Here is an 18266-nt window from a genome sequence, read left to right as displayed (position 1 = left end):
AGTGTTTTTCCTCAAGGACCTCCCGTCGCAGCAGATGGTCGAAGCCTACGCCGCCCCCTGCGGCGCGGACCCTGCGCGCATCACCGGCGCCCTGGTGATGATGCGGCGCGCCAGCCTTCTCATCCGCAGGCTCGACAGCTATTTTGCCGCCCATGGGCTGTCGCAGCTGCGGTTCCTGGTGCTGATCGTGATCGACCGGGAGCCGCAGCGCCAGTCGCTGACCCCGAATGAAATCGCGCAGCGGATAGATATCTCCAAGCCAGTGCTCAGCAGAACCTTGCACGCGCTGGAGCAGGACTGCCTGATAACGCTCGCTGCAAGCCGGACGGACGGGCGCTCCAAGGAGGTCTTTCTCACCGCAGAAGGCCGCCAGCGCCTGCTTGACATCCTGCCCGGTTACTTCGGCATCCTGTCAGAAGAGACGGCAAAGCCCGCCCCTGACTGACGCTCGGCCACCGCCGCTGGCGGACCGGCAGCGGAGCGTTGGGAGTTTTTCCGCCTGGGCGAGCCTGAAGCCCCTTCGCCGCTCCCCTCACCCCAGCCGCTTCTTCACTTCAGCGACGAAATCCTCGCCGCGCTGCTCGAAATTGTCGTACTGGTCGAAACTCGCCGCCGCCGGCGCCAGCAGCACGGTGTCGCCCGCCTGCGCATCCGCCATCGCGCGCTCCACCGCCGCCGCCATCGTGGTGCAGACCTCGGCCTCCACATCCAGCTGCAGGGCAAATCCCGCCGCCTCGCGGCCGATCACATAGGCCTTTTGCACATTGCCGGTCTGCCCCTTCAGCGCCTCCAGCCCGCCGTCCTTCTCCAAGCCGCCGCAGATCCAGCGGATGTTCTTGAAGGCGCTCAAGGCTTTGACCGCGCTGTCGAGGTTGGTGGCCTTGCTGTCATTCACATACCGCACGCCCGCCGCCTCCGCGATGGTCTGGCTGCGGTGCGGCAAGCCCGGGAAGGTCGCCATCGCATCCCCGATCACCCGCGGCGCCAGGCCCAGCGTGCGCGCCGCCGCATAGGCCGCGCAGGCATTCTGATGGTTATGCGCGCCCGGCAGGCCGGTCATCTCCCGCAGGTCGATGGAGGCCGCCTGCCGCCCTTTGCGGTACTCGCTCAGGAACCCCTTGCGGGCAAAGACCTGCCAGCCCGGCCCCGTCAGCTTGCGCGCGGCGGAAATGCGGATCACCCGGTCGTCGCTGGCCCCCTCGGACAGCTGGCCCGCCAGAAACAGCCCCTCGTCCTCGTCGATGCCGATGACGGCGCGGTCCGGGCCGCCTTCGGCAAACAGCCGCCGCTTGGCGGCGAAATAGCCGCCCATGCCGCCGTGCCGGTCCAGGTGGTCCGGCGACAGGTTGGTGAAGACCGCCACATCCGGGGTCAGCGCGCGCGCGAGTTCGGTCTGATAGCTCGACAGCTCCAAGACCACCACGCCGCCCTCGCCCGGCGGGTCGATGTCCAAGACGCCGCGGCCGATGTTGCCCGCCAGCTGGCTCTCGCGGCCCGCCTCCTGCAGGATATGGTGCAGCAGCGCCACCGTGGTCGATTTGCCGTTGGAGCCGGTGACCGCCACCACCCGCGGCGGCTGGTCGTGCATCTGCCAGTCGGCATCCGCGAAGGAGCGGAAGAACAGCCCGATGTCATTGTCCACCGGCACGCCCGCCTCCAGCGCGGCGCGGATCACCGGATTGGGTTTCGGGTAGAGATGCGGAATGCCGGGCGAGGTGATCAGCGCTGCCACATCGTCAAAGGCACCGGCCTTATGCAGGTCGCGGCAGGTGAAGCCTTCCGCCTCCGCCGCCTCCCGCGCAGCCGGGTTGTCATCCCAGCACAGCGCCTCCGCCCCGCCTGCCCGCACCGCGCGGGCGGTGGCAAGGCCGGACCGTCCCAGCCCCAGAACCGCCAGTTTCGCGCCCTCATATCCTTTGACCGGGATCATCGCCTGCACTCCCTCGAAATCCGTGCAGAAACCGCTACCCGATCCCTTCGGCCATTGCCAGTGCCCTCAGCCGGGGCCGTCAGATTGACAAGCCCCGGCCCATGCCCGAAATTCGCCGGCAGGAAACAGGAGGACGCGGCGCGTGGCACCGGATATGCAAAACTTGCTCGACCGGATCAGCGCAGCGATGCACGGCCGCACCGACCGCGGCGCGGTCGCCAGCTATATTCCCGAACTCGGCCAGGTCGACCCGGACCAGTTCGCCATCGCGGTCGCCACCGCCGATGGCAAGCTGTTTCACGCAGGCGATGCGCAAACCCGGTTTTCGGCGCAAAGCATCACCAAGGTGTTCACCCTCGCCATTGCGCTGGGGCGTGCAGGCGACCAGCTGTGGAACCGTGTCGGGCGCGAGCCTTCCGGCACCGCCTTCAACTCCATCGTCCAGCTGGAGCATGAGCGCGGCCGCCCCCGCAACCCGTTTGTCAATGCCGGCGCCATCGTCACCACGGATGAGCTGCTGGCGGGCCGCGAGCCGAAGGAGGCACTGGCGGAAATCCTCGGCTTCATCCGCGCTGCGGCCGGCGACGAGGACATCCACATCAACAAGGCGGTGGCCAGTTCGGAAACCCGCCACGGGCACCGCAACTTTGCCCTTGCCAACTTCCTGGCGTCCTTCGGCAACCTCAAGAACACGCCGGAAAAGACGCTCGGCACCTATTTCCACCAATGCGCCACCGAATTGACGACGGTGCAGCTGGCCAAGGCGGGACGCTTCCTGATCGGGGCGGACAAGGGGCCAAGCCTGGTGTCGCAGGGCCGGGTCCGGCGGCTGAACGCCTTGATGCTGACCTGCGGCCATTACGACGGGTCGGGCGAGTTCGCCTACCGCGTCGGCCTGCCCGCCAAAAGCGGTGTCGGCGGCGGCATTCTGGCGATCGTGCCGGGCAAGGCCAGTGTCGCGGTCTGGTCCCCGGGCCTGGACCACAACGGCAATTCCAAGCTCGGCACCGAAGCGATGGAGCGGCTGGCGCGGGAGATGGACTGGTCGGTGTTCTGAACCCCCCGCGCCGCACGGGTTTTGCGCACCCAGCGTACGCTGCCCTCACGCGTTCTTCACCCGCCCGCGCTAGGTTCAATGCGTTGCAACGAGACGACCAGGAGACCGGCCCCCTCAGACCACCTCCTCATTGGGTGCAGGGCGGGCCCGCACAGGCCGATAGACGGGCATGGCCCCTTGGCAAGGGTCATCCGACGCTCCGCCCCTCCGGCGGCGCCGCCTTCATTTTCAAAGACAAACCGCCCGCAGCAGCAGCCCCGGGCGGTTCCATAGAAAAGAGAGTTCAAACTGCCCCGCCGAAGATACGGCGCGGCGGCCAAACGGTGTGCTTTACCGCACCTTCAGCGTTGCCAGGCCGATCATCGCCAGGATCAGCGAGATGATCCAGAAGCGGATCACGATGGTCGGCTCCGCCCAGCCCTTCTTTTCGTAGTGGTGATGGATCGGCGCCATCAGGAACACCCGCCGCCCGGTGCGCTTGAAGTACAGAACCTGAATGATCACCGACAGCGCCTCGACCACGAACAGGCCGCCGACAATCGCCAGCACCAGCTCGTGCTTGGTGGCGACTGCAATCGCGCCCAGTGCGCCGCCCAAGGCGAGCGAGCCGGTGTCGCCCATGAACACCGCCGCAGGCGGCGCGTTGTACCACAAAAAGCCAAGGCCCGCACCGAAAAGCGCCGCGGTGAAGATCAGGATCTCGCCCGTTCCGGGCACGTAATGCACGTCCAGATATTCCGTGAAGTCGACCCGCCCCACCGCATAGGCAATCACGCCCAGCGTTCCGGCCGCAATCATCGACGGCATGATTGCCAGACCGTCAAGGCCGTCAGTCAGGTTCACGGCATTGGCCGCGCCGACGATCACGCAGATCGAAAACGGCACATAAAAGATCCCGAGATTGATCAGCGTGTCCTTGAACACCGGCAGCGCCAGCTGGTTCTGCAGCGGCTCCGGGTGATAGGCCGCGGCCCACAGCGAGGCGGTCACCGCGATCAGCACCCCCAAAAGCAGCCGCACCTTGCCCGGCACGCCCTTGGTGTTCTGCTTGGAAACCTTGGCGTAATCGTCGGCAAAACCGATGAGGCCATAGGCCATGGTCACGAACAGGACCAGCCAGACAAAGGGGTTATCCCAGCGCGCCCACATCAGGGTTGCGGTCAGCAGCGCTCCGACGATCAGCAAGCCCCCCATGGTCGGGGTGCCCGCCTTGCTGAAATGCCCCTCCGGCCCGTCGTTGCGGATCGGCTGGCCCTTGCCCTGCCGTTTGCGCAGCACGTTGATCAGCGGCTTGCCGAACAGGAAGCCGAAGATCAGCGCGGTCAAAAAGGCGCCGCCTGCGCGGAATGTGATATAGCGGAACAGGTTGTAAAAATCCCCCCCGTCCGACAAAGCGGTCAGCCAATAGAGCATCCTGGCCCTTCCCTCGTTCTTCTTACGCGTTTTCTGAGTTGGGGCCGGAGTGACCCATTTCGCGGATGCCGTCAACGATCTTGGCCAGCGCCATGCTCAAAGAGCCCTTGGCCAGCACGATATCGCCGCCCTGGATTTCGCTGGCCAGCCCCGGCACGGCTTCGGCGCTGGTCTGATACCAGCCGCCGCGCTTGCCTTCCGGCAGGGCCTCGTGCAGCGCCCGCATCAGCGGCCCGATGCAGTGAATCTTGTCGATGCCTTTGACCGCATCCAGATCCGCCAGCCCGGCGTGCAGTTCCACTTCCTGCGGGCCAAGCTCCTTCATGTCGCCCGCATAGGCGATCCGCCGGCCCTGCCCCGGCGTGGCCGCCAGCACCGCCAGCGCCGCCGCCATCGAGGTCGGGTTGGCGTTGTAGCTGTCGTCCAGCAGGGTGATGGTGCCGCTCTCCAGCCGGATCGCCTCGCGCACGCCGCGGCCCTTGACCGGGGACCACAGGGCGAGGCTTCCGGCTGCTTTGACCGGATCGGCCCCCAGCGCCTCGACACAGGCCAGCGCGCCCAAGGCGTTCATCGCAAAATGCGCGCCAAGCGATTGAATATGCAGCTCAACTTCCCGTCCGTTTGCGGTGGCGCGGGCGACGGTCTCCTCGCCTTCGATCCCGGCAGAGCGCAGGGTGTAGTCCGAAGCGCTCTCGCCGAACCAGCGGGCAGAGACGCCCAGATCCGAGGCCACATCGCGCAGCACATGCGCTTCGGCGATATCGGCGTTCAGCACCGCGGCGCCGCCGGGCTCCAGCCCTTCCATGATCGCGGCTTTCTCGCGGGCGATGCCCTCGACGTTATCAAACGCCTCCAGATGCACCGCGGCGACAGTGGTCACCATCGCCACATGCGGACGCGCCTGTATTGCCAGCGGCGCGATCTCGCCCGGGTGGTTCATGCCGATTTCGATCACCGCATATTCGGTATCGCGCGGCATCCGCGCCAAAGTCAGCGGCACGCCCCAGTGGTTGTTGTAGCTGGCGACCGCAGCATGGGTGCGGCCCTGATCCGACAGCATCCGCGCCAGCATCTCCTTGGTCGAGGTTTTGCCGACCGAGCCGGTGACGGCCACGACCTTGGCATCTGTGCGGGCGCGCGACGCCTTGCCCAAGGCCTCCAGCCCCGCCTGCACATCGTCCACGATCAGCAGCGGCGCATCCGCTGGAACGCCCTCAGGCACACGGGAGACCAGCGCCGCGCCTGCGCCTTTTTCCAGCGCCTGCGCCACGAAGTCATGGCCGTCGCGTGCGGCCTTCAGGGCAACAAACATATCGCCGGGCGCGATGGTCCGGGTGTCGATCGACAGGCCGGAGACAGCCCAGTCCCCCTGCGCCCGCCCGCCGGTGGCGGCGGCGGCCTCATTTGCGGTCCAGAGCGTCATGCCATCCTCCCGTCCAGCGCGGCCACGGCAATGCTGGCCTGCTCCACATCGTTAAAGGGCAGCACGGTGTCGCCCACGGTCTGGCCGGTCTCATGCCCCTTGCCGCAGATGATCAGCGCATCGCCCGGCCCCAGCATGTCGGCGCCGCGCAGGATCGCCTCGGCGCGGTCGCCGATCTCGATACAGCCCGGCGCGCCGCCCTTCACTGCGGCGCGGATCGCCGCCGGATCCTCGCTGCGGGGGTTGTCGTCGGTGACGATCACCACATCGGCGTTCTCATGCGCCGCCTGCCCCATCAGGGGCCGCTTGCTGGTGTCGCGGTCGCCGCCGGCGCCGACGATGGCGATCAGACGGCCCAGCACATGCGGGCGCAGCGCCTTGATGGCGCTGGCCACCGCGTCGGGGGTGTGGGCGTAGTCGACAAACACGGCAGAGCCATTGTCGCGCTCCGCCGCCAGCTGCATCCGGCCGCGCACGGTGGTCAGGTGCGGCAGGGTCTCGAACACCCGCTCCGGGTCCTCGCCGCCGGCAATCGCCAGTCCGCAGGCGAGCAGCACGTTTTCGGCCTGGAAGCCGCCGATGAGGTTGAGGCGCACCTGATAGGGCTTGTCATGCCAGGCAAAGCGCATGTCCTGGCCGGTTCCGTCGTAGCGCAGGCCCAGCAGGCTGAGGTCGCCCAGCCCCCGGCCCACGCTGATCACCTCCTGCCCGCGGGCGGCGGCCACGGCGCGCATCTCGGCGCCGCGGGGGTCGTTCATGTTGATGACGGCGACGCCTTCGTCCGGCAGCACCCGGCGGAACAGGCCCGCCTTGGCGGCGAAATAGGCCTCAAACGTCTCATGATAGTCGAGGTGGTCCTGGGTGAAATTGGTGAACCCGGCGGCGGCCAGCTGCACCCCGTCCAGGCGGCGCTGATCCAGCCCGTGCGAGGACGCCTCCATCGCCGCATGGGTGACACCCGCCTCTGCCGCAGCGGCCAGCGCGCGGTGCAGGGTGATAGGCTCCGGCGTGGTGTGGGCCAGCGGATAGCTCCAGGCGCCCTCGATGCCGGTGGTGCCCATGTTGACGGCCTCATGGCCCAGCTCGGTCCAGATCTGGCGCACGAAGGTCGCGACCGAGGTCTTGCCGTTGGTGCCGGTCACCGCCACCACGGTCTGCGGCTGGCCGCCGAACCACAGGGCGGCGGCATAGGCCAGCGTCTGGCGCGGATCCTCGACCACCACCAGGGCGGCGTGGCTTTCGTCCAGCACCTTGGCGGCGATGCCTGCGCCCGCGGCGTCGGTCAGGATCGCAGAGGCGCCCTTTTCCAGCGCGGCGGGGATGAATTTGGCGCCATGCACCTGGCTGCCCGGAAGGGCCGCGAAAAGGTACCCCTCGCGCACATCGCGGCTGTCCACCGCCAGGCCGCGGATCTGCGGGTCGGCGCCGCCGCGGGCGGTCAGCCCCAATTGGCTGAGAGGCTGTTCTGGTCTGCTGCTGCTCATGGCGGCCCTCTACCCTGGATTAGTTCGAGGTGAGGGTTATACCAGTCACCTCTGCGGGTTCAACTTGCGGACGCAGCCCCACCAGCGGCGCGATGCGGCCGATCATCTCTGCGGCCACCGGCGCCGCGGTCCAGCCGGCGGTGCGGCGCTCCTCGCCGTGGGCGATGATGGAGGGTTCGTCCAGCGTCACGATCAGCACGTATTTCGGGTCATGTGCCGGGAAAATAGAGGCAAAAGTGGCAATCACCTTGTCCTCGTAATAGCCGCCGCGGGGTTTGGGCTTGTCGGCGGTGCCGGTTTTGCCGCCCACCTGATAGCCCTCGACCTCGGCAAAAGATGCGGTGCCTTCGCTGACCACCTTGCGCAACATCTTGCGCGCGGCGGCGGCGGAAGCCTCGCTCATCACGCGCTGGCCCAGCTGCGGGCCGTTCCGCTTCAGAATCGTCGGCGCCACATAGCGGCCGCCGTTGGCCACAGCGGCATAGCCCGCGGCCAGGTGCATCGGCGTGGTGGAGATGCCGTGGCCGTAGGAAATGGTCATCGCCGACAGCTCCGACCAGTTGGCCGGCAGGAGGGGTTTTCCGCCTGCTGCTTCGGAGATTTCAAACGGGGTCGGGTCCAGCATGCCCATCGTCTGGAGGAAGCTCTTCTGCCGTTCCACCCCGATCTGCTGCGCCAGCCGCGCGGTGCCGATGTTGGACGATTTGACGATGATCTTGGTCACCGACATCTCGTTGCCGTAGTTGCGGAAATCGCGGATCGCGAAGCGGCCCCAGCGCAGCGGCCCGCGGGTGTCGATCACCGTGTCGGCGCCCACCAGCCCCAGATCCATCGCCTGCGCGGCGGTGAATATCTTGAAGGTGGAGCCAAGCTCATACACGCCCTGCACCGCGCGGTTGAACAGCGGGCTGTCAGAGGGATCGAAACCGGAGGTCGGCGGGCGCGGACGGTCGTTGGGATCGAAGTCCGGGAAGGAGACCACCGAGATCACCTCGCCGGTATGGGCATCCATCAGGATCGAGGTGGCCCCCTTGGCGTTCATCAGCTTCATGCCGCCGTAAAGCACCTGCTCGGCGGCCGCCTGCACGGTGAGGTCCAGCGACAGCTGCAGCGGCTTGCCCGCGTTGGCCGGGTCGCGCAGGTAGTCGTCAAACTGGCGTTCGACACCGGCAACGCCGATCACCTCGGCGGCGTTCACACCCTCCTTGCCGAAACCGGCGCCGCCCAGCACATGCGCGGCCAGGCTGCCGTTCGGGTAAAGCCGCATCTCACGCGGGCCGAACATCAGGCCGGGATCGCCGATGTCATGCACCGCCTGAAGCTGTTCGGGGCTGATTTTCTTCTTTACCCACAGGAACTTGCGCTTGCCGGTGAAATCCTTGATCAGCCGCTCGCGGTCGAGGTCGGGGAAGATTTCCACCAGCTTTTCCGCCGCCCCGATGGGGTCGATCATCTGCGGCGGCTGGGCATAAAGGGAATGGGTTTCGAAATTGGTGGCCAGCAGGCGCCCTTCGCGGTCGACGATATCGGCGCGCTGCATGGCGATGGCGCTGCCCGGCACGCTGGCCACGGGCTCTGCCGGTTCCGACACTGCCGTCATCGCCATGCGGGCAATGATCGCCCCGAAGGCACAGACAAAGAACAGCCCCAGCACTAAGAGCCGCCCCTCGGCGCGCTGGCGGGCCTGCACCTGCATCTCCTGATGGCGCAGGCTAAGGTTTTCGCGTTCGATCGCGTCCGGGTTGGCGCCGGTTGCGCGGGCATGAAGGACACGGGCCAGCGGGCGGAGCGGTGTGCGGATCATGGCTGCGTCCTCAGGTTCAGGCCCGAAACCTCGACCTCGTTGGTGATTTCCAGGTCCGGCAGCACCGGGTAGGAGACCTCATCCACCCGCCCGAACTGATCCGGGCGCAGCGGCAGGAGGCCGAGGCGGTCGAAATTGATGTCGGCGAGATCGCGCAGCCGCTGCGGGCGGTTCAGATAGGCCCATTCGGCGCGCAGCACGCTGAGCCGGACCTGCGCCGCGCCGATCTGCTGCTGCAGGGCGCGGGTTTCCTTCAGCACCTGCTGGGTGGCGTAATTTTCGCGGTAGGCCCAAAAGGCAAGGCCGAACACAGCCAGACAAGTTGCGGCATACAGCAGGGTCTTCATTTAGGCGTCTCTTTCAGCTGCGGCATTCCAAGCTCCTTGGCCGAGATCGGCCCCGGTGCGGCATTCGTGCGGCGCCCGACCCGCAAGCGGGCGGAACGGGCGCGGGGGTTTTCGGCCAGTTCCTGCTCGTCCGGGCCAACCGCCTTGCGGGTGACCAGCTCGAACTGGGCGGGGGTTTCTTCCTGCTCCGGCGCATAGCGGTTGGCGCGGCCGCTCTTGCCCGCGCGGTGCTGGAAGAAGCGTTTGACCATGCGGTCCTCAACCGAGTGGAAGGTCACGACCGCCAACAGCCCGCCGGGCTTCAGCGCGCGTTCGGCGGCCAGAAGGCCCTCGAACAGTTCCTCATATTCGGCGTTCACCGCGATGCGCAGGCCCTGGAAGCTGCGGGTCGCGGGGTGCGACTGGCCGGGCTTGGGGCGCGGCAGGCAGCTTTCGATGATGCCGGCAAGGCGCAGGGTGGTGGTGATCGGCTCGGCCTCGCGCTCGCGGACAATCGCCCTGGCGATGCGGCGGCTGGCGCGCTCCTCGCCGTAGTGGAACAGGATATCGGCGATCTGGGCCTCGGTCAGTTCCGCGATCAGGTCGGCGGCGGAGGGGCCAGACTGCGACATCCGCATGTCCAGGGGGCCGTCCTTCATGAAGGAGAAGCCGCGTTCGGCCAGATCCAGCTGCATAGAGGAGACGCCGAGGTCCAGCACCACGCCATCGAGGTCCTGGGCGTATTCGTCCATGCGCGAGAACACCCCCTGCTGCAGGATCAGGCGGTCGCCGTACTGCCCCGCCCAGGGTTTCGCCAGTTCAAAGGCCAGCGGGTCGCGGTCAACCGCAATCACCTGATCGGCCCCGGCTTCCAGAAGGCCGCGGGTGTAGCCGCCGGCGCCAAAGGTGCCATCGAGCCAGCGGCCGGAAACCGGCGCCACCGCCTTGAGCAGCGGCCTCAGCAGAACGGGGATGTGGGGACCGGAAGGAGCAGAGGGGCGGTCCGTCATGATCTATGCGCCTCCGGCGCCGTCTAGGAATTCAAGGGGGTCGAAGTCTTCCGGGAGCTCTTCCATCAGCTTCTCGGCTTCGGCCATCTCGACCTCTTCGTAGGTCTCGGGCTTCCAGATCTGGAAGGTATCGCCGGAGGCGATGAAGAAGGCCTCGCCCTCCAGCCCAATCTTCTGCCGCAGTTTCGCGGGCAGGACAAGGCGGCCGGTCTCATCGACGGTGGTCGGCAAGGATTGGCCGTTGAACATGCGCTCAAGGATCTTGCGGCCCTTGGAGCCGCGGGGCAATGCGGCGATCTTGGCGTCGACCTCCTCGATCGCCTCCATCGTGTAGCATTCCAGAAACTGGCGGCGGTGGTCGCCGTAGACGATCACCAGCTCGGGGTTGCCGCCGGGATCGCAATTGGGGTCGGAGGCCTCCAGCACACGGCGGAAAGAGGCGGGGATTGACACCCGCCCCTTGCTGTCCACCTTGTGGTGGCTTTCGCCTCTGAACCTGCGGCCCAATTTCCCGTCCTTTTCGCGCGTCCCTCGCGTTAATCCGTCCCCCAGAATGAAAAGGGGCGGGTTGATCTGCTGCCACTGATCAACCCGCCGCCTTGGCCCGCTTTGCGGGATGTCCGACTGCACGCGCCACCTGGGGGGATGTCTGCTCGCTCGCGCGCCGGATCTCTTGGTTCGATGAAAGCGAAGGCCTGTATGAAACCTGCTTGTTTTGTTTTTTCGGCTTGGGGTCGTTTGGCGCCCCGTCCCTCGTCTCATCTGATGAAATAGGGATACTATGGGAATTGATGGCCCTGCAACTGTTTTCTGCCCAATACCGCCAAGCTCTTGACAGAGAATCCGCAGATTCGGCCCAGATTCGCGGTCTACTCAGGGCCAAATTCGGAACTTGTTGTGAGAAAACCAGAAACAAACACTACATGTAGAGGGGAGTTGCGGCTGCAATTTTTTTCCCATAGTTTCCCGCGATTCCGGCGAGAGACTCGCAGATTTCACTGATGTTCCCCTAACGTTCTCAAATCAGCCCGCGCCTTTGCACCAGAAATTCTCCTTGCCAGCGTTTCAGCACGGGGTGATTCGTGCTGGCAAGAGGAAATGGATGGAGAAAAGGGCCATGATTTCCCATGGCGCCCATGATTTCCCGCAGGTCCCGTGAATTCCCAGCGTTCCCATGGGATCCCGCGCGCCCCGCGGGCCGGTGTCCCGGGCGGCCTGCCCCATCCGGTCCCAGGACCGGCAGCCTGTCCCATCAGCGCCCATGTGCGGGCCGCCGGCAGCAGAAGGCCCGCCACAGGGGCGGGCCATCCGGTGCAAGGTGCCATCATATATTAGAGAGAATACGTGCGTGCCCGCAGGGCCTCAGGCCATGCCGCCCCGAACCAGCCCCTCCGCGATCCGGGCATAGGCCTGGGCCATCGGCCCCTCCCCTGCCGCGACGGGGGTGCCGCTGTCGCCCGCCAGCCGGGTCTCCAGATCAATCGGCAGCGCGCCCAGGAGCGGCAGGCCCAGAGCCTCGGCCTCAGCCGCAACACCGCCGTGGCCGAAGATGTGATGCTCGCCGCCGCAGTCCGGGCAGGTGAAGAAGGACATGTTCTCGATCAGCCCCAAAACCGGGGTCTTCAGTGTGTTGAACATGTCCAGCGCCTTGCGCGCGTCCAGCAGCGCCACGTCCTGCGGGGTGGAAACGACGATGGCGCCGGACAGTTCCGCCTTGGTGCAGAGCGTCAGCTGCACGTCGCCGGTGCCGGGCGGCAGGTCGACGATCAGCACGTCCAGCTCGCCCCAGTTCACCTGGCCCAGCATCTGCTGCAGCGCGCCCATCAGCATCGGGCCGCGCCAGACCACCGCCTTGCCCTCCTCCAGCATGAAGCCGATCGACATCAGCGTGACGCCATGCGCATGCAGCGGTTCGATGGTCTTGCCGTCGGGGCTGGCGGGGCGGCCCTTGGCGCCCATCATCCGCGGCTGGGAGGGGCCGTAGATATCGGCATCCAGCAGCCCGACCTTGCGGCCCTGCCGGGCTAGCGCCACGGCGAGGTTGGAGGACACGGTGGACTTCCCCACCCCGCCCTTGCCGGAGGCAATGGCCAGGATGCGCTTGACGCCTGCGGGCTTCAGCGGCTCTGCCTGCGGTTTCGGGTGGCCGCCGACCTTGAGGCTGGGCGCAGGCCGCTGCGGAGCGTGGGCGGTCAGCGCGGCGGAGACGGCTTCGACACCGTCAAGCGAGAGCACCGCCGCCTCGGCCGCCTTGCGCAGCGGCTCCATCAGCTTGGCGATCTCAAGGCTCGGGGCCTCGATCACGAAGCTGACCCTGCTGCCCTCGATGCGCAGCGCCCGCAGCATGTCGCGCGAAACCAGCGTGCCGCCATCCGGCAGGGCCAGCCGCTCCAGCACTGCGTGAATCTGATCCTGGGTGACCGGCATGTCTGCTCTCCTGCGTGTTCTTCGCGCCTTATATATGCGGCGGCGGCGGCGCGGGGAACCCGCCGGGCCCGATTGCCGCACTCGGGCCGCGGGGACCGGCGGCGGCGCTTGTCAACAGACAGCGCTGAGCGCCATGCAAAAACCGCCGCACGGTGCCGCATAATTATACAGATGCGTAAGCGGTTGCCGAAATTGTTGTCATATTCCAGTTACATACCCATACGTCACCCATGCAGATGCTGCATAGCAGCATTGACGAAGCACGGGATTGCGACTTCTGGGGAGATCCCTAAATTATGGCTCAAGCGGCGCCAATGAGGCGCAAGACGCAGATGACGAAACGGCTGGATGAAGGAACGAAACCATGGCTGCAGCACATCAAATCTCCGCAGTGAGCGTGGCATCCCCGGTCGGCTTCCTGAATGCGATGCTGGCGAAGGCCTCCCGCTACCGCCTGTACCGCCAGACCGTCAATGAGCTGTCGGCGCTGTCAGGCCGCGAGCTGGCGGACCTGGGGCTGAGCCGCTGCGAAATCAAGCGCGTCGCCTACCAGGCCGCATACGAGAACAACTGATAGAGATCAGGCTCTTCCTCCTCCTCCCTTTGAAGAGCCTGTGCTACGCGGCGGCATCCTCCTCCTCCCTGATGCCGCCGCACCCTATACCGGTCTAATAGCCGGGTTTGGATCACCAGGGTCTCCTCCTCCCTTTTCCCTGGTGTTTGACAGAACGGCGGTGCCCCTCCTCCTCCCTGGGCGCCGCCGTTTCTTGTTTTTCAGGACATCAAATCAAGGCCCGCGGCGTGCCGAAGGCATGCTGCAGGCAAACGGCTGCAGCCAGGCAAAAGGCCTGCCGCTGCCGCGCTTTCCTCAGAGGCTGGGGGTGGCGCGGGGGCGGCGGGCAGCCGAGCTGCCCGCCGCCCCCGCGCCCGGATCGGATCGCCCTGCGATCCGATCCGCCGGCACAGCCGGCGCCAAAGCGCTGATCAGAACGGAACGTCGTCCGGGGTTGAGACGAAACGGGCGACCACTTTCTTGGTGCCGGCCTTTTCGAAATCCACTTCCAGCTTGTCGCCCTCGATGCCGGTGATAGCGCCATAGCCGAACTTCTGGTGGAACACGCGCTCTCCCAGAGTGAAGCTGGAGGTGGCGGTCAGGTCGATCACCTGATGCTTGCTTTCCTTGGGCTGCGACAGGCCGCGCTGGCCGGCGCGGGCCTGCATCCGTTTCCAGCCGGGGGAGTTGTAGCCATCGGCCTGCGCCATCTTCTCCTCGATGGAGGACCGCACCTGCCCTGCCCCCATCGCGGCACCGGGCGCCGCCGCGCCGTAGCCGCCGCCATAAAGGCCCGGCGGGGTCAGCACCTCGACATGCTCCTCCGGCAGCTCGTCAATGAACCGCGAGGGCAGCTGCGATTGCCACTGGCCGAACACCCGGCGGTTGCCGGCGAATGAGATGGTGCAGATCTGTTCGGCGCGGGTGATGCCGACATAGGCAAGGCGGCGCTCTTCCTCCAAGCCTTTCAGGCCGCTTTCATCCATCGAGCGCTGCGACGGGAACAAGCCGTCCTCCCAGCCCGGCAGGAAGACGGCGGGGAACTCCAGGCCCTTGGCCGCGTGCAGGGTCATGATCGAGACCTTCTCGTCCGCGTCCTGCTTGTCGTTGTCCATCACCAGGCTGACATGTTCGAGGAAGCCCTGGAGGTTCTCAAACGACTCCAGCGCCTTCACCAGTTCCTTGAGGTTTTCCAGACGGCCGGGGGCCTCCGGGGTTTTGTCGTTCTGCCACATGGCGGTGTAGCCGGACTCGTCCAGGATGATCTCGGCCAGCTCCATATGGGTGATGTCCGGATCGCCCGCCATGCGGCCCCAGCGGGCGATGCCCTCGGCCAGTTCGCGCAGGGCGCCGCCGCCCTTGCCCTTGATCTGGCCGCTTTCCACCGCGATCCGCGCGCCCTCCACCAGAGAGACGCCATGTTCGCGCGCCAGCCCCTGGATGGTCTGCTGCGCCTTGTCGCCGAGGCCGCGCTTTGGGGTGTTGACGATGCGCTCAAACGCCAGATCGTCGTCAGGGGAAACCACAATGCGGAAATAGGCCATCGCGTCGCGGATCTCCATCCGCTCGTAAAAGCGCGGACCGCCGATGACCCGGTACGGCAGGCCGATAGTCAGGAAGCGGTCCTCGAACGCGCGCATCTGGTGGGAGGCGCGCACCAGAATCGCCATCTGGTCGAGCCCCAGCGGCGCCTGGCCCCGGGTGCCGCGCTGCATCGCCTCGATCTCCTCGCCGATCCAGCGGGCCTCTTCCTCGCCGTCCCAATGGCCGATCAGGCGGACCTTCTCGCCGTCGCCGGCCTCGGTCCACAGCTCTTTGCCCAATCGGCCCTGGTTGCCGCGGATGACGCCCGCGGCGGCGGCAAGGATATGGCCGGTGGAACGGTAGTTCTGCTCCAGCCGCACCACCATGGCGCCGGGAAAATCTTTCTCGAACCGCAGGATGTTGCCGACCTCGGCACCGCGCCAGCCATAGATCGACTGGTCGTCGTCGCCGACGCAGCAGACGTTCTTGTGCTTGCCCGCCAAGAGCCGCAGCCACAGGTACTGGGCGACGTTGGTATCCTGGTATTCGTCCACCATGATGTAGCGGAACCAGCGCTGGTACTGCTCCAGCACGTCCGGATGGTTCTGGAAGATCGTCACCATGTGCAGCAGCAGATCGCCGAAATCGACCGCGTTCAGCTCGCGCAGGCGGGTCTGGTACTGGGCATAGAACCCGGTACCGCGGTTGTTGTAGGCGCCGGCATCGGCGGCAGGCACCCTGTCCGGCGTCAGCGCGCGGTTTTTCCAGTCGTCGATGATGCCGGCCAGCATCCGCGCGGGCCAGCGCTTGTCGTCGATGCCCGCGGCCTGAATCAGCTGCTTGAGCAGGCGGATCTGGTCGTCGGTGTCGAGGATGGTGAAGTTTGATTTCAGCCCTGCCAGTTCCGCATGGCGGCGCAGCAGCTTGACGCAGATCGAGTGGAAGGTGCCGAGCCACGGCATCCCCTCGACCGCCTGGCCCAGCAGGGCGCCCACCCGCTCCTTCATTTCGCGCGCGGCCTTGTTGGTGAAGGTCACCGACAGAATCTCGTTCGGGCGCGCCCGGCCGGTGCTGAGGAGGTGCACGATGCGGGTGGTCAGCGCCTTGGTCTTGCCGGTGCCCGCACCTGCCAGCATCAAGACCGGACCATCAAGGCATTCAACCGCTTCCCGCTGAGCGGGGTTGAGGCTGTCCAGATACGGCATCGGCCGCGCCTGCATGGCGCGGGCCGACAGCGATGCGCCCTCAAAGGCGTCCATTTCGTCGAAACTGCTCATGGCCGTGATCCTAGCGTGATTCAGCGGCGGCGGAAAGAGGACGTTCACACTCTGTTCACACGAGTCCGGTTTGCAGGCGCCAGCCCCGGGAAAGCGCGGATTTGACAGGTGTTCGCGGGAAATTCCGCCGCTCAGGGCCGCCCGATTCACAAAACCGCAAGGCTTGCATGCAACCCTGGGGTGAAACATGTCGTAGCAAGTGATCTGAATGGCAAATCAGCGCGCCGGGCATCTGCTGCCCCTCCTCAAGACCTATTCGCTGCTGCTGGTGCTGCTGGCAGCAGCCGCGCTGTCGGCCTGGGCGGTCTATGCCCTCCCCGCCCCGGTTGTCGACCGGATGCTGGAGGCCGACCTGCGCAAGCAGGCAACCGACTGGCGCCGCCGGATCCTTCTCCACCTGGAAGATGGCGGCGGCACGTTCCTGTCCGGCCATCTGGACACGCATGATACCGAATACCTGTCGCTGCTGCCGGAAACCACCGAAGCCTACCGGATCAAGCTGTTTCAGGCGGACGGGCGCGTGCTGTGGTCCACCCGCCCTGCCGACATCGGCACGGTGAACCGCGAACCCTATTTCCAGCAGATCGTGGCCAAGGGCGCGGTCTACTACGCGCAGGGCAGCAAACCGGTGGCGCAGATCGACGGATTTGAAACCCGCGACACCGGCACCATGGCAGCCACCCGCACCGTGGCGGAGATTTACACCCCGGTGCTGCAGGGCGGCCGGTTTGCCGGGGCAATCGAGTTCTATGCGGATATCACCGCGCTGCGCGAGACCTTCCTGAACCGGGTGCGGATCTCGCTGGCGCTGGTGTCAGCCGTGATGGTGGCGGCAATCGGCATCGTCTCCCTTGCCGTCATCCGCACCAACCGGTTCAGCCTGCGGCAGATGCAGCAGCGCGCCGCCAGGGATCAGGAGATCATGGCCAGCCAGATGCAGCTGGCGCGCGAAGTCAAACTGCTGGGGGAGCTGAACGAATGGCTGCAATCCTGCCGCTCGCTGGATGAGCTGTTCAAGATGGTGTCGGAGTTCATGAGCCACCTGCTGCCCGATGCCGAGGGCAGCATCTATGTGTTCTCCAACTCCCGCGATGTGCTGGACGGCTGCGCCAGCTGGAACGGCGGCGCGCTGAAGGACCATATCCGGCCCGACGAGTGCTGGGGCTTGCGCCGCGGCCGCACCTATGAATTCGGCGCCTCGGAGGTGGAGTTCACCTGCGCCCACGCGGTGCCGCATGACGGGCGGCCCTATTTCTGCTTTCCGATCCTTGCCCATGGCGAGACCGTGGGGCTGATGCACCTGCGGGCGATGCCGCCGCGGGCCGGCGATTTTTCCACCTGCAAGCCGCTGGCGCAGATGTGCGCCGAGCAGATCAGCATGGCGATTGCCAATGTGCGGATGCGCGACCAGCTGCACGACCAGTCGGTGCGCGACCCGCTGACCGGGCTGTTCAACCGCCGCCACATGACCGAAAGCCTGCGCAAGTTCCTCAGCAGCAGCGCCCTGAACTGCGCGCGCCTCAGCGTGATTGCGGTGGATGTGGACCACTTCAAGAAGTTCAACGACAACCACGGCCATGACGCGGGCGACATGGTGCTGCGGGCGGTCAGCACGGTGCTGGACAAGGCCTGCGACGGCAGCGAGGCCGCCTGCCGCCCCGGCGGCGAGGAATTCACCGTGATCCTGCCGGGCGTCACCCCCGAAGATGCGCTGACCCGCGCCGAACTGCTGCGCCAGGGGGTGGAGGAGATAACCGTGCGGTATGGCGAAAAGACGCTGCCGCAGATCACCATTTCCGCCGGCGTTGCGCATTACCCGGCGCACGGGCTGCTGCCGCAGGACCTGCTGCGGGCCGCGGATGAGGCGCTGTACGCCGCCAAGGCGAAGGGGCGGAACCAGGTCTGCGTGGCCGCCGCCAGTGCCGAGGCCGGACAGGATGCCGAATGGCGCGCGGCGGAACAGGCGGCCTCTGCGCGCGGGTCCGCTGCCGGTTCGAACAAGGCGGGCTGACGGCGGCGGCCGGCAGCGGCGCGGCGC

At 66.4% G+C, this 18266-nt stretch carries 14 protein-coding genes; 4 read left to right on the top strand and 10 right to left on the bottom strand.

Translation table 11 applies throughout. The features are described from left to right. The first annotated feature begins 1 nt into the window (after nucleotide 1). Nucleotides 2-445, top strand: a complete 444-nt coding sequence (locus DAEP_RS0102375; protein WP_027243549.1) for a MarR family winged helix-turn-helix transcriptional regulator — start codon at nucleotides 2-4, stop codon at nucleotides 443-445. Between the two features lie 87 nt (nucleotides 446-532). Here DAEP_RS0102375 and murD read toward each other — a convergent pair whose 3' ends face one another. Then, nucleotides 533-1930 carry a UDP-N-acetylmuramoyl-L-alanine--D-glutamate ligase gene (gene murD, locus DAEP_RS0102370; protein ID WP_027243548.1) on the bottom strand — a complete coding sequence of 466 codons (1398 nt, stop codon included), beginning with the start codon at nucleotides 1928-1930 and terminating at the stop codon, nucleotides 533-535. A 154-nt stretch (nucleotides 1931-2084) separates the two neighbouring features. Here murD and DAEP_RS0102365 point away from each other — a divergent pair, with 154 nt between their 5' ends. After that, nucleotides 2085-2987, top strand: a complete 903-nt coding sequence (locus tag DAEP_RS0102365; protein ID WP_425411780.1) for a glutaminase — start codon at nucleotides 2085-2087, stop codon at nucleotides 2985-2987. Between the two features lie 330 nt (nucleotides 2988-3317). Here DAEP_RS0102365 and mraY read toward each other — a convergent pair whose 3' ends face one another. From mraY to DAEP_RS0102325, 8 genes are all read right to left on the bottom strand, one after another. After that, nucleotides 3318-4400 carry a phospho-N-acetylmuramoyl-pentapeptide-transferase gene (gene mraY, locus DAEP_RS0102360; RefSeq protein WP_008556339.1) on the bottom strand — a complete coding sequence of 361 codons (1083 nt, stop codon included), beginning with the start codon at nucleotides 4398-4400 and terminating at the stop codon, nucleotides 3318-3320. A 22-nt stretch (nucleotides 4401-4422) separates the two neighbouring features. Continuing rightward, nucleotides 4423-5823, bottom strand: coding sequence for a UDP-N-acetylmuramoyl-tripeptide--D-alanyl-D-alanine ligase (locus DAEP_RS0102355; RefSeq protein WP_027243546.1), 1401 nt, complete (start codon nucleotides 5821-5823; stop codon nucleotides 4423-4425). After that, nucleotides 5820-7307, bottom strand: a complete 1488-nt coding sequence (locus tag DAEP_RS0102350; RefSeq protein WP_008554042.1) for a UDP-N-acetylmuramoyl-L-alanyl-D-glutamate--2,6-diaminopimelate ligase — start codon at nucleotides 7305-7307, stop codon at nucleotides 5820-5822. The genes DAEP_RS0102355 and DAEP_RS0102350 overlap by 4 nt, the downstream gene beginning before the upstream one ends. Nucleotides 7308-7326: 19 nt before the next feature. Further along, nucleotides 7327-9111, bottom strand: a complete 1785-nt coding sequence (locus DAEP_RS0102345) for a peptidoglycan D,D-transpeptidase FtsI family protein (protein ID WP_008555170.1) — start codon at nucleotides 9109-9111, stop codon at nucleotides 7327-7329. Then, nucleotides 9108-9458 (bottom strand): cell division protein FtsL, encoded by a 351-nt coding sequence (gene ftsL / locus DAEP_RS0102340; protein WP_008557751.1) that lies wholly within the window; start codon nucleotides 9456-9458, stop codon nucleotides 9108-9110. The genes DAEP_RS0102345 and ftsL overlap by 4 nt, the downstream gene beginning before the upstream one ends. Continuing rightward, on the bottom strand, nucleotides 9455-10447 hold the full coding sequence (rsmH, locus tag DAEP_RS0102335; RefSeq protein ID WP_027243545.1) for a 16S rRNA (cytosine(1402)-N(4))-methyltransferase RsmH: 993 nt from the start codon (nucleotides 10445-10447) through the stop codon (nucleotides 9455-9457). Before rsmH ends, ftsL begins: the two co-directional genes overlap by 4 nt. Nucleotides 10448-10450: 3 nt before the next feature. Continuing rightward, nucleotides 10451-10954, bottom strand: a complete 504-nt coding sequence (gene mraZ, locus DAEP_RS0102330) for a division/cell wall cluster transcriptional repressor MraZ (RefSeq protein WP_083792689.1) — start codon at nucleotides 10952-10954, stop codon at nucleotides 10451-10453. 855 nt (nucleotides 10955-11809) lie between these two features. Further along, the gene (locus tag DAEP_RS0102325) at nucleotides 11810-12874 is read right to left on the bottom strand and encodes an Mrp/NBP35 family ATP-binding protein (RefSeq protein WP_027243543.1); all 1065 of its coding nucleotides are present in this window, start codon (nucleotides 12872-12874) and stop codon (nucleotides 11810-11812) included. Between the two features lie 364 nt (nucleotides 12875-13238). On the opposite strand from DAEP_RS0102325, the gene DAEP_RS0102320 reads away from it, so the two are divergent. Further along, nucleotides 13239-13448, top strand: a complete 210-nt coding sequence (locus DAEP_RS0102320; RefSeq protein WP_008556344.1) for a DUF1127 domain-containing protein — start codon at nucleotides 13239-13241, stop codon at nucleotides 13446-13448. Nucleotides 13449-13858: 410 nt separating this feature from the next. Here DAEP_RS0102320 and DAEP_RS0102315 read toward each other — a convergent pair whose 3' ends face one another. Further along, entirely contained in the window at nucleotides 13859-16228 is a 2370-nt protein-coding gene (locus tag DAEP_RS0102315) for an ATP-dependent helicase (protein ID WP_027243542.1), read from the bottom strand. A 208-nt stretch (nucleotides 16229-16436) separates the two neighbouring features. Between DAEP_RS0102315 and DAEP_RS0102310 the strand changes: the two genes are divergently transcribed. Then, entirely contained in the window at nucleotides 16437-18239 is a 1803-nt protein-coding gene (locus DAEP_RS0102310; protein ID WP_027243541.1) for a sensor domain-containing diguanylate cyclase, read from the top strand. Nucleotides 18240-18266 lie beyond the last annotated feature (27 nt).

Source organism: Leisingera daeponensis DSM 23529, assembly GCF_000473145.1.
In the GTDB taxonomy this organism is placed as follows: domain Bacteria; phylum Pseudomonadota; class Alphaproteobacteria; order Rhodobacterales; family Rhodobacteraceae; genus Leisingera; species Leisingera daeponensis.
This window is presented reverse-complemented; position numbering and strand designations above follow the sequence as displayed.

Excerpts from the sequence above, each read along its gene's own strand:
- murD (WP_027243548.1), bottom strand. The coding sequence starts at position 1,930 with ATGATCCCGGTCAAAGGATATGAGGGCGCGAAACTGGCGGTTCTGGGG.
- DAEP_RS0102365 (WP_425411780.1), top strand. The coding sequence starts at position 2,085 with ATGCAAAACTTGCTCGACCGGATCAGCGCAGCGATGCACGGCCGCACC.
- mraY (WP_008556339.1), bottom strand. The coding sequence starts at position 4,400 with ATGCTCTATTGGCTGACCGCTTTGTCGGACGGGGGGGATTTTTACAAC.
- DAEP_RS0102355 (WP_027243546.1), bottom strand. The coding sequence starts at position 5,823 with ATGACGCTCTGGACCGCAAATGAGGCCGCCGCCGCCACCGGCGGGCGG.
- DAEP_RS0102350 (WP_008554042.1), bottom strand. The coding sequence starts at position 7,307 with ATGAGCAGCAGCAGACCAGAACAGCCTCTCAGCCAATTGGGGCTGACC.
- DAEP_RS0102345 (WP_008555170.1), bottom strand. The coding sequence starts at position 9,111 with ATGATCCGCACACCGCTCCGCCCGCTGGCCCGTGTCCTTCATGCCCGC.
- ftsL (WP_008557751.1), bottom strand. The coding sequence starts at position 9,458 with ATGAAGACCCTGCTGTATGCCGCAACTTGTCTGGCTGTGTTCGGCCTT.
- rsmH (WP_027243545.1), bottom strand. The coding sequence starts at position 10,447 with ATGACGGACCGCCCCTCTGCTCCTTCCGGTCCCCACATCCCCGTTCTG.
- DAEP_RS0102325 (WP_027243543.1), bottom strand. The coding sequence starts at position 12,874 with ATGCCGGTCACCCAGGATCAGATTCACGCAGTGCTGGAGCGGCTGGCC.
- DAEP_RS0102320 (WP_008556344.1), top strand. The coding sequence starts at position 13,239 with ATGGCTGCAGCACATCAAATCTCCGCAGTGAGCGTGGCATCCCCGGTC.
- DAEP_RS0102315 (WP_027243542.1), bottom strand. The coding sequence starts at position 16,228 with ATGAGCAGTTTCGACGAAATGGACGCCTTTGAGGGCGCATCGCTGTCG.
- DAEP_RS0102310 (WP_027243541.1), top strand. The coding sequence starts at position 16,437 with ATGGCAAATCAGCGCGCCGGGCATCTGCTGCCCCTCCTCAAGACCTAT.